This is a genomic window from Methylomarinum vadi (genome assembly GCF_000733935.1).
Classification (GTDB): Bacteria; Pseudomonadota; Gammaproteobacteria; order Methylococcales; family Methylomonadaceae; genus Methylomarinum; species Methylomarinum vadi.
In genome coordinates, this window is record NZ_JPON01000001.1 from 4,168,090 (window position 1) to 4,179,735 (window position 11,646).

The 11,646-nt window shown below is 47.5% G+C and carries 4 protein-coding genes and 2 pseudogenes; all 6 read left to right on the forward strand.

The annotated features are described in order from the left end of the window. Positions 1-180 precede the first annotated feature (180 nt). The 6 genes and pseudogenes from EP25_RS0120710 (at position 181) to EP25_RS0120735 (ending at position 11,483) form a co-directional block, all read left to right on the forward strand. Complete coding sequence (locus tag EP25_RS0120710) at positions 181-2,283, forward strand: PAS domain S-box protein (RefSeq protein WP_051906952.1); 2,103 nt, start codon at positions 181-183, stop codon at positions 2,281-2,283. After that, positions 2,280-6,797 carry a PAS domain S-box protein gene (locus EP25_RS22710; RefSeq protein WP_051906953.1) on the forward strand — a complete coding sequence of 1,506 codons (4,518 nt, stop codon included), beginning with the start codon at positions 2,280-2,282 and terminating at the stop codon, positions 6,795-6,797. The genes EP25_RS0120710 and EP25_RS22710 overlap by 4 nt, the downstream gene beginning before the upstream one ends. 83 nt (positions 6,798-6,880) lie before the next feature. Then, positions 6,881-6,991, forward strand: a pseudogene (locus tag EP25_RS23110) (IS4 family transposase); the annotation flags it as partial. Positions 6,992-7,178: 187 nt separating this feature from the next. Further along, a pseudogene (gene tnpA / locus EP25_RS0120720) lies at positions 7,179-7,610 on the forward strand (IS200/IS605 family transposase). 562 nt (positions 7,611-8,172) lie between these two features. Then, positions 8,173-9,606: a TAXI family TRAP transporter solute-binding subunit gene (locus EP25_RS0120730; protein WP_031435618.1), complete on the forward strand. Its 1,434-nt coding sequence runs from the start codon at positions 8,173-8,175 to the stop codon at positions 9,604-9,606. Positions 9,607-10,094: 488 nt separating this feature from the next. Then, the gene (locus EP25_RS0120735; RefSeq protein ID WP_031435619.1) at positions 10,095-11,483 is read left to right on the forward strand and encodes an MBL fold metallo-hydrolase RNA specificity domain-containing protein; all 1,389 of its coding nucleotides are present in this window, start codon (positions 10,095-10,097) and stop codon (positions 11,481-11,483) included. The last annotated feature ends 163 nt before the right edge of the window (positions 11,484-11,646 follow it).

Here is an 11,646-nt window from a genome sequence, read left to right on the forward strand (position 1 = left end):
ATAAGCTTTCTATTTGAAGTGTGGTGTTGGATTCAAAACACCCCATATTACATCTCATTTAGAATGTATCTTTCCTTATATATCAATTGCTTATTCCGGTTTCTTGGCTCCGACGCTTTAGTTGGTATTATAAAGATAAGAGGTTTATTTTCCATAATAAAAATAATGAAATAAACATTAATGGATATTCATAAGCGGATATTTGACCATACTCCGGATGGTTTATTGGTTGTAAGTAAATTGGGCTGTATTTCAGAAGCAAATTCTCAAGCAGAAGCAATGTTCGGGTACGGTAGAAACGAACTCATTGGAAAAGAAATTGAAGTTCTAATACCAAGCCGTTTCGCGACATGCCATCGTCAGCACCGCTCAAGCTATTTAAACAATCCCCGTCCCCGACCAATGGGAGCCGATTTGGAGTTGTTCGGTCGACGCAAGGATAACAGCGAGTTCCCGGTCGATATTATGCTTAGTCCGATAGGCGATAAGGATGAACATGCCATTTTATGTGTAGTTCGTGACGTAACAGAAAGGCGACGGGCTGAAAAAAAGTTCCGAGGCCTTTTGGAATCGGCTCCGGACGCCATTGTAATCGTCGATGCCATGGGGCAAATCGTACTTGTAAATTCACAGACAGAAAAACTGTTCGGTTACCGCCGGGAAGAGTTGTTGGAGCATCATATTGAGAATCTGATCCCGGAACGCTTTCGTGGCAGACATGTTAAACATCGTCGCAATTACTTTGATGGTCCGCGGGTGCGGCCTATGGGAGCAGGAACGGAATTGTACGGTTTGCGGAAGGATGGAACGGAATTTCCTGTCGAAATCAGTTTAAGTCCATTAGAGACAGATGACGGTGTGTTGGTATCCGCTGCAATTCGCGATATCAGTAAGCGTCGAAGTACGGAAAACGAACGCTCACGGCTCGCAGCCATTGTTGAATCGGCAACCGATGCAATCATAGGCAAAAATCTTGACGGTTTTATTTTGAGCTGGAACCCTGCCGCGGAAAGTCTGTTTGGTTACCGAGCTGACGAAGCAATCGGCCAGAATATCACGATGCTAATTCCGGACGATCACTTGGAAGAAGAAGCGCGAATACTCGAATTAATTCGTAATGACCAGCGCGTTGAACCCTACGAATCTATAAGACGTCACAAAGATGGCCGACTAATCGAAGTTTGGCTGACCATGTCGCCCGTAAAAGACGCTAACGGCCATGTTATTGGTGCGTCTAAAATAGTTGCGGATATTACCGGGCGCCGGCGGGCAGAAAAACAGTTTCGCGGTTTGCTCGAATCAGCGCCTGACGCCATGGTAATTGTCGACGCCATGGGCAAAATTGTCTTAGTAAACTCACAGACAGAAAAACTATTCGGATATCAGCGTTCGGAGTTGCTGGGACAGTATGTTGAAATTTTAATTCCGGTACGATTTCGGGAGCAGCATCCGGCGTATCGAGAGGGATATTTCCACGGCCCGCGAGTGCGACCGATGGGCGCCGGATTAGAATTGCATGGTTTGCGAAAAGATGGGACGGAATTTCCCGTTGAGATCAGTCTCAGTCCACTGGAAACTGAAGAGGGTGTGTTAGTATCCAGCGCCATTCGCGACATCACCGAGCGAACACAAACCGAGCAAAAAATACTAGAGTCTCTTCGAGAGAAGGACGTTTTACTCAAGGAGATTCACCACCGGGTCAAAAACAATTTGGCAGTCATATCCAGTTTGTTCTATTTGCAATCGACCTATACAAGCGACGAATCGATGCTAACGATCTTGCAGGAGTGTCAAGACCGAGTGCGTTCAATGGCTCTAGTACACGAAAGTTTGTATAGCTCGGAAAATATGGCGGCGGTAAATTTTGCTGAATATGCCAAGAATCTGAGCGAGCAATTAATCAGCACTTACGGAGTTACGAACCACATTCAATTGACGACTGAGATGGATGTCGTGCTGATGGGTATTGATACGGCTGTCCCGTGCGGATTGATATTGAATGAAATTATAACAAATGCTGTAAAGCACGCATTTTCCGGATCGCAGGCAGGAAAAATGCGAATTGTCATACGCCGCGCAGATGACTTTTGCGTCATAAGTGTGTGCGACGATGGCATAGGATTTCCAACAAATCTCGATGTCGACACCTCCCCCTCTTTGGGATTGCGTCTAATCCGATCTTTAGCCCGACAGGTCGGCGGTCAAATCGAATTTATGCCGACTGATCCTGGGACAGAAGCGCGTTTGACTGTTCCATTGGCTTCCCATGGAGAGAGAACATGAGTACGACGCAAAAGCGTATTCTAATCGTTGAAGACGAAGCCCTCATTGCAGAAGAGATTCAGGATAGACTGCAACGGCTCGGTTATACAGTCGTTGGGATTGCCGACACGGGGGTACTGGCCATTGATATTGCTACGCAGACGCAGCCCGACTTAGTGTTAATGGACATCCAGATTAAGGGCAAGATGGATGGAATCGAGGCATCCGAGCAAATTTATACGTCTTTGGATATCCCAGTCATTTATGCGACTGCACATTCGGATCAAGCAACGCTCAATCGTGCCAAAAACATTGCGCAATTTGGATACATTCTCAAGCCTTTCCAGGAAAGGGATTTAATGGTCACCATACCGATGGCGATTCATCGGCATGGCATGGAAAGACAGATGCAAGAGAATCAGATTACCTATGCGACTATCCTGAACAGTATTCATGACGGTGTGATTGTCACCGACAAGCAAGCCTGCATCCGTTTCTTGAATCCGATCGCCGAATCGTTAACGGGATGGCGTATTGATGAAATGCATGGGATTTCTGCGGAGAGCATAAAACTGATTGATGGTCAAACTCGGCGGGCATTGGATAACCCCTTTGTTCAGGCGCTTCATCAAAATACCGAGGTTGTGTACAGCGATCCCTGCATTTTAATTGGCCACGATGGCTTGGAGATATCTGTCGACTTTAGCGTCTCTCCTGTGAAGAATCTGGCCGGTAAAGTCGTGGGCGCGGCAGCCATTGTAAGAAATATTTCCGAGCGGCGTATCGCCGAGCAGAAATTCCGCAGTTTATTGGAATCAGTTCCAGAGCCGATGTTAGTTATTAATGCCGAGGGGCAAATTGCCTTGGCGAATTCGCAGGCTGGAATGTTATTCGGTTACGGGCATGAGGAAATGGCAGGGATACTCGTCGAAAAACTGATACCGGAGCGGATGCGTATACAGCATAAAGAGCACCGAAAAAAGTATTTGGGTCATCCTCGTGCTCGATCAATGGGTGAGGGATTGGAATTGTATGGTGTACGCAAGGATGGAGCGGAATTTCCCATTGATGTCAGTCTAAACACCTTAAATGCGGCAGATGGTATTCTGGTTTTTTGTAGCATTCGTGATATTACCTCACGTAAGCGGCATGAAGAAGAACTGCGTACCAGCGAGCAGCGTTTTCGCACATTGGTCGAACAAGCTACCGATGGTATTTTCACCTCAGACAAAGAAGGAAACTATCTGGATGTTAATGCTGCCGGTTGCGAAATGCTCGGTTACTCACGTGAGGAAATCTTACAATTGTCGATTCCCGACATCCTTTCTCCCGAGGAAGTATTGCGCGTTGAGCCTGAACTTGCACGCCTTAAGAAAGGTGTCTCGGTAAAAAGCGAGTGGCGGTTCCGATGTAAAGATGGTTCGGTTTTTGTCGGAGAGGTAAATGTTCGACAGTTACCTGACGAAAGATTGCTTGCCTTTCTCCGTGATATGAGCGAAAGAAAACGTACTGAGGATGCTTTACGCAAGAGTCAAGCAAGCCTTGCCGAAGCTCAAGAAATCGCGCAACTGGGAAGTTGGGAACGGGATATTGAGCACCAGAGTCTTATCTGGTCAGATGAAGTCTATCGTATTTTCGAAACTTCGTACTCAGAATTCAGTGCGACTCATCAAGATTTTCTGGAATTCGTACATCCAGATGATCAAGCATTGGTAATTAAGGTGCATGCCGAGTCAATAAAAAAGCCAACGAGTTACGATTTGGAGTACCAGTTACTGACGAATGGCGGATCTATCAAGCATATTCACGAAAGAGGCCGAACTATTTGTAACGAGGCTGGGATTCCAATACGCGTAGTTGGCACTGTCCAAGACATCAGCAAACGCAAACGTGCTGAAGCGCGCATCGAGCGTCTGAACAAACTATATGCCACGCTGGCCGAAACGAATGAATCCATTGTCCGCGTTCGATCTAGGAATGAACTGTTTTCAAATATTGTTCGTATTGCAGTGGAATTTAGTGAATTAGCGTGCGCCTGGATCGGGTTGGTTGACGAAAAGACGCATAGTTTGGCGCCAATATCGGTATTTGGGCCTTGCTCGTCATATGTGCGCAACATTTCGATATCCAGCGATTCGCAATCGCTTTTGGGGAGAGGGCCTTCCGGGATAGCCTTACACGAAGGAATTCATCAAGTCTGTAATGACTTTTTGACCGACCCTAGAACCATTCCATGGCAACAAGCCGCCAAAGCTGCCGGAATCCGATCATCAGCCGCATTTCCGTTGCGGCAACAAGGAGCTGTTATTGGGGTAATGACCCTCTATTCCCAGGAGTTGAATTTTTTTACCGAAGACATTGTCCGCTTGCTAGACGATATGTCGACTGATATCTCTATCGCGCTTGACAATTTTGTCCTTGAAGAGCAACACCAATTAGCCGAAAAAGCCGTCAGAGAAAACGAGATGCGCCTTAATTTGGCAATCGCTGCATCCGGGCTAGGCATATACGATGTCAATATCAACACTGGAGAAAGAACTTACAACGCCCAATATGCATCGATGTTAGGCTATGAATCAGTTGGTTTTCGTGAAGATGCAGAGAACTATTTTCAGCGCATTCATCCGGATGATCGCGCCGGATGGCTGGCCGCTTATAGCGGTTGCATTTCTGGAGAGCGAAACAATTTTCGAGCCGAATTCCGAATGCGTACCGCTGATAGCGAATGGAAATGGATTTTGGCGATGGGAGCGGTTGTAGAATACGACCAACATGGAAATCCCTTGCGCTTTATTGGCACCCACACCGATATTTCTGCTCGTAAGCTCAGTGAGGAACGTTTGCGGCTTTTGGCATCGGTGTTTGATTCCAGTCATGAATCTATCATCATTACCGATGCGAGTCTAAATATTGTCGCGGTAAATAAGGCTTTTACCGAAATGACTGGTTACACTGCCGAGGAATCAATCGGTCAGCACGTCAGATTGCTCAAATCGGGGCTCCATAATAATGCCTACTATAAAGCAATGTGGAAGCACATCAACGAATGGGGATATTGGCAAGGAGAACTTTGGGTGCGGCACAAGGCTGGCGATAGTTATCCGTCCCTTTCTGCAATATCGGCTGTACGTTCTGAAATAGGTGAAATTACCCATTACGTAAAATTAGCGGCGGATATCACCCAACACAAGGAATCTGAACAGCGTATCCAGCAACTTGCCTATTATGACGCTTTAACAGGTGTGCCTAATAGGATATTAATGCGCGAGCAAGCTCAAAAAGCATTTGCTTTGGCGGAACGTAACAACACGGAGCTCGCATTATTTTTTATCGATCTAGATCGATTCAAGAACATTAACGATTCATTGGGACATGTTTTTGGCGACCAATTATTACAGATGGTCGCCGAGCGTCTTTACAACGTTGTACGTGATACTGACACAGTATGTCGCCTTGGTGGCGACGAGTTCTTGTTACTGTTGTCGGCTGATAGCTCCATAGCGGCTCGCGTCGCACGGAAGTTGTTGGCGGTAGTGTGCGAGCCTTACAGCATCGCGGAACATTCGCTGCAAATTACCTGTAGTATTGGAATTGGGATTTTTCCAAAGGATGGTATTACTTTCGAGGAATTGCTTAAAAACGCCGATATCGCAATGTATAAAGCCAAGGATTCTGGGCGCAATTCATTCCATTTCTTTTCTATGGAGATGAATGCCTATGCGATGGAGCGCCTGAAGCTCGAAAACGCGCTTCGACAAGCCATTGCAAACAATGAGCTTTCCCTGCATTACCAACCACAGATCAATCTTAGCAGAGGTGAATTAATTGGTATGGAGGCGCTGCTCCGTTGGCAACATCCGGAAATGGGATCGATATCGCCGGCTAAATTCATTCCGATAGCTGAAGAAACAGGCCTAATAGTAGCGATAGGCGAATGGGTGTTAAAGGAAGCTTGTCGTCAAAATAGGGCTTGGCAGGAGGCTGATCTGACCGAAGTAACCGTTTCAGTTAATTTATCCGTTCGTCAGTTTTCACATGGAAATGTATTGCAAACGATCGGCAACATCTTACGGGATACTGGATTACCTGCTTCTTGCCTGGAAATCGAGATTACCGAAAGTATTCTGGTTCAGGATGTCAAAAAGACACTAAACATATTGAATGAGTTAAAAGTAATGGGGGTAAAAATTGCGGTTGATGATTTTGGAACCGGTTATTCGAGCTTGTCCTATCTCAAGCGTTTTCCGCTGGACAAACTGAAAATCGATCAGTCTTTTGTGCGTGATTTGGTAACTAACCAGGACGACCAAGTAATCGCTACCGCCACAATCAACTTAGGGCATGCGCTAAATCTAGTTGTAATTGCAGAAGGAGTTGAATCCGAAGCGCAATTGGAAGTTTTGGGAGCACTCGGTTGCGACGAGGCCCAAGGGTATTTTTTTGGAAAGCCGATGCCCGCAGCAGAAATGGAACAGTTTCTGAAGAGGACTAAAACATCCCGTTATACACAAGTCACCAAAAACGGTAAGATCTGAATTTTTTGCATGGGGAGATGTTAGTCACCACGGGATGATTCAAGGAAGAGTTATCACGGATCGATCTTGGAGATCAACGTTTGAACCCCCTGCCGCCTGAACCACCCAAACTCAATGAAGCGATTCGATTGATTGCGAGTTTGGGTGGATTCTTGGGGCGCAAAGGCGATGGTGAGCTTGGCGCCAAATCACTCTAGCAAGGATTACAGCGCGTCATTGACTTCGCCATGGGTATACGCGCTGTGTGCGGGAAACTTAGATTTGGGTATAAAGGGATGGGTCTAATGTTGGCTTTGCTGGTTTAATTATCCATCATAAGGTTTAAACCACCGGCTTTAGCCGGTCAGCTTTAGCTGCGATAATTTGCCCAAGGAGGTGGCGATGGACTATAGATACGGCAGCCATACGGTTTACCAAATTGAGTATCATTTTGTTTGGGTTACGAAGTATCGTTATAAAGTGCTGAAGGATGAAATAGCCGAACGAGTGAGAGACTTGGTGCGGCAGACATGCGAAGCCTTTGAGATACGGATTATCAAAGGTGTCGTGAGCAAAGATCATGTGCACATTTTGGTGAGTGCGCCGCCGACTATGGCCCCAAGCGAAATCATGAGGCGAATCAAGGGACGAACTTCGAGCTATCTGTTCGAAGAGTTCCCGCACTTGAAAAAGCGATATTGGGGTCGACATTTTTGAGCCCGCGGTTATTTTTGCGCCACAGTGGGGCAAATGACTGATGAGATGATAAAGCAATATTTGGAGCATCACTTTGAACCTAATCCAAACGATAATTTCAAGATGGAGCCCGACTAAGACGCGTCGTTTAGTCGACGCGTATCCGGACTTTCAGTCCGTTATTGGAACCCACCCGCTTGAGCGGGTGGTTGTTTAGTATCAGAATCTGAATTATCTGTTATTTCTTATAAATCAAGATATCAATTCCCTACAAAATTATCACGTTTTGACCTTTAAATTAGGCAATCTATTCTTGAATAAGTCCTTGGCAATAAATCATGTTGCATAAATACTCATTCGTGAGCACTAGATTCCGGCAGTTCATGCCGGAATGTCTGTAGGTATTTACCGTCGAATTATTTGCCTGACTCTTATAAATTCAATCAGTCTGTATCCTGGTGACAAAATCAATTTTCGAGTAATACTGAAAAAATCGAAATTTGTCAGTAGGATTACACCTATGCGTTCATACAAAATGGCGCATACCTAATAAAATTAGAGAGCTTATAAAAGCATGATTTGAACCATTTGGTTGAATTACTCTGGATGACTTATAATTAAAATTTGCACAATGCCATTGAATTTCCTAACCTTTTTATAATCAGCATGATTCAAGAAATAGCTATAGCCATGCCATCCGATGCCAAAAAGAACTGCTAAACGTTTGGAGAAAACGGCCGACTTGGTATCCCGACACAAGATGATGCTATGGGGCCGCTTCGCGCTAAGGGCCTCGGTGCTCGCTATAGCCATAGCTTTGGGGGCTTTGTTTTTCCGAGGGTTGGATCTAAGCACCGATCTTTCCTACCTGGACGTTGCCATACTCTCGGGATCTACTGAGGGACAATACCATGCAGCGATCAAGCAACTTGCTGGTGCCGCAACACAGACCGAGGGGCGGATCCAGAACGTCGCCAGCAATGGGTCGCTGAACAACCTTCAACGGTTAGTCGCTGCCAAAGAATCCTGCGAAATACAGTTTGGTTTGGTTCAGGACGGTTTTAACTGGGCCGACTACCCTGGCCTGGAACTGATTGGACGTGTCGGGCGTACGGAAGCCCTCATGTTGTTGGGCCGCAATGCGGACACGATCCGAAAACTCAAAGACATGCAGGATATGCGAATCAGCGTCGGTCCTGAGCATAGCGGTGCCGCCTTTCTCGCAGAGCGTCTGTTTAGAGGTAAGGATTTGGCTTCGCTTAACATCACTTTAGAACACTATCCTTTGAAACGGCAGGCCGAGCTAGCCGCAACCGGAAAGCTGGACCTGGCTTTTTTTGTCATAGAAGAGGATGCAGAACTGATCCAAACAGCAGTGAGAGAAAAGGGCCTGCAAATTGTCGGCCTAGAGCAGACCAAAGCCCTGGCTCGGCGTTTCCCGTTCATGAACTACGGCACTCTGGTAGCTGGTCAGTACGACCCGGTGAAGGTTCTGCCAGCCGAGGAAAAACCGCTACTTCGCCTTGACACTCTTCTCATCAGTAACGGCTGCGCCGCTCATTCCGACATCATCGGGCTAATGTCCCTGATAGCTCGGGCCTATCCGAAATTCATTGACCGCAACCGGAGCGCACAGATACCCAACAATCTCACGCTTTCGGAATCGGCTCGTGGTTTCTTCGATAATCAAGGTGCAGAATTTGCCGATGAGCACATACCTTGGCTGGTGGATATCATGCCGCCCAGCAACTGGGTCTACACCATCATGGCGGTGAGTCTGTTCTTCAACCTGGCTGGATTTATAAATAACCACCGCCTGGCCCTTATCGACCTCACCCGAGTATCGTTAGAAAACGATATGTACCTGATGTTCGGCCAGCGTGTAAGCAACGACGAGATTCGTCATTTCAATCCACAAAAGGTTGGGCGCTCCTTAGACCTAAACAAACTGGACTCACTCATTGCTAGCTACAACCGGCACCTGGAGAAATGCCGCCGCCAGTCACTGTCGGTGTTCTCGCCCCTGGGCGAGGAAATGGGCTACCGGGACCAAGAGATTATCATGAATGCAACCCTCGATGCGCTGCGGGATCTGCGTGAGAGATTGACACCGGAGAGCAAGGTCGGCGAATAGCATTTCTGTCGCAGAAAATCGAAAAAATGCGTAGCAAGAAAAGCATTCGCTTGTCCATGGATAGCATCGCTTAGCTAATCGATTGAAAATTTATGACGGGCTTAATTAATCGGCCAAAAGCGGTCGGTCTGCCTCGTTGCAAGTTGCAGGGCCGTAGGCTGGGTTGAACAATGTGTCAGTGGATTAACCAACAAGCGACTGTTTATCCTCGAGAGTAACGAATTTAACTGCTTGTGCCAAGCCTGTTTCGGTCGGTCCACGATAACGCAATGGGTTTGGTTTCATGTTTTGCGATGTCTTTATTTTTGAGTTCTTAGCCCATGATTAGGGTTGACTGAAACCGATGATGCGGAGCATCATTAACGGGAATCAGCGAATATGAGCGTAATTGATTGGCTCTTTGGTTAGTCCATTCGGGACCGCGAATCGCGCCGGATTGGCAAAGATTGCTCGATACACAAATAATAATTAATTAGGAGCAGAGTCAGATGCAGATTGAATTTCTTGGCGCGACACGGGAGGTAACCGGCTCCTGTTATTTAATTCATGTCGGCGAATATCGGCTGTTGGTTGAATGCGGGTTGATTCAAGGTTCCTCCGATCATGAGCGGCATAACCGCGATCCTTTTAGGTTCGATCCCGAGGCGATCGACGCCGTCGTGTTGACCCACGCCCATATCGATCATTCCGGCCGCTTGCCATTATTGATCAAACGCGGATATAGCGGCAAGATTTATACCCATCGAGCGACGGTCGATTTGTGCAAAATCATGCTGGAGGATTCCGGCTATCTCAATGAAAAAGAGGTGCAATGGGAAAACAAAAAGCGCGAACGCAAAGGACTCGAATTGCTTGAGCCTTTGTATACCCGCAACGAGGCGCGGGAGGCGCATCAACATTTTCGCTCGCTCGATTACGACGAAGCCCAGGAAATTCTGCCCGGCGTAAGATTGACCCTGCATGATGCCGGCCATATCCTCGGTTCCGCGATTGCCGAATTGGAGCTGACCGAAGGCAACAAAACCCGCAAGATCGTGTTCAGTGGCGACCTCGGGCATCGCGGCGCGCCTATCCTGCGCGATCCAAAACCTATTAGGCACGCGGACCTGGTCGTCATGGAGAGTACTTACGGCGACCGTCTGCACCGAAACTGGGATGAGACCTGGCAGGAGATGGGAGAAATCATTTCCAATGCGCGCAGCGGCAAAGGCAATATCCTGATCCCGGCTTTCGCCGTGGGTAGGACGCAAGAGCTGCTGTATGTCTTCAAACAAAATTTCAAGGAATGGGAGATCGACGACTGGGAAGTGTTTCTCGACAGCCCGATGGCGATAGAGGCCACCGACGTTTATTTCCGGCATGCCAAGGTCTACGATAAGCGGGCCAAACAAGTCTATCAACAGAGCGGTAACCCTTTCATGCTGCCGAATCTGCATCGCTCGCAACGGAGCGAGGATTCCATGAAGATCAACCAGATTCAATCGGGCGCCATTATCATCGCCGGCAGCGGCATGTGTACCGGCGGCCGGATCAAGCATCATTTCAAGCACAATATTTGGCGGCAAGATGCGCATGTTCTGATCGTCGGTTTCCAGGCCAGCGGGACCTTAGGCCGCGCCTTGGTGGATGGTGCCCAACAGATTAGCTTGTGGGGCGAGACCATACAGGTCAAGGCACAGATACATACGATCGGCGGCTTGTCGGCGCATGCCGATCAACAAGGGCTGCTGGATTGGTACGGTCATTTCGAGAACCGACCGCGCGTCGTCCTGGTACATGGCGAGCCCGAAGCAATGGATGTGTTGGCGCAGCGATTACAGGATAAATATCAGAGCGATGTGGTAAAACCAAATTTTCAACAAAAGCTCGCGTTATGACAGAGCATTGTGGAACAGACAATTAAAATTATACTCATCGGAGATTAAAATTTGGCGCCGTGGATGCGTCCCTGTAGGCTCTATGCCTGCATCTGACCGCCAAGGACGGTGGAATGCAGATTTTGCAGGAGCAAAAACCTGTACTGACAAAGCCTTTGCCGAA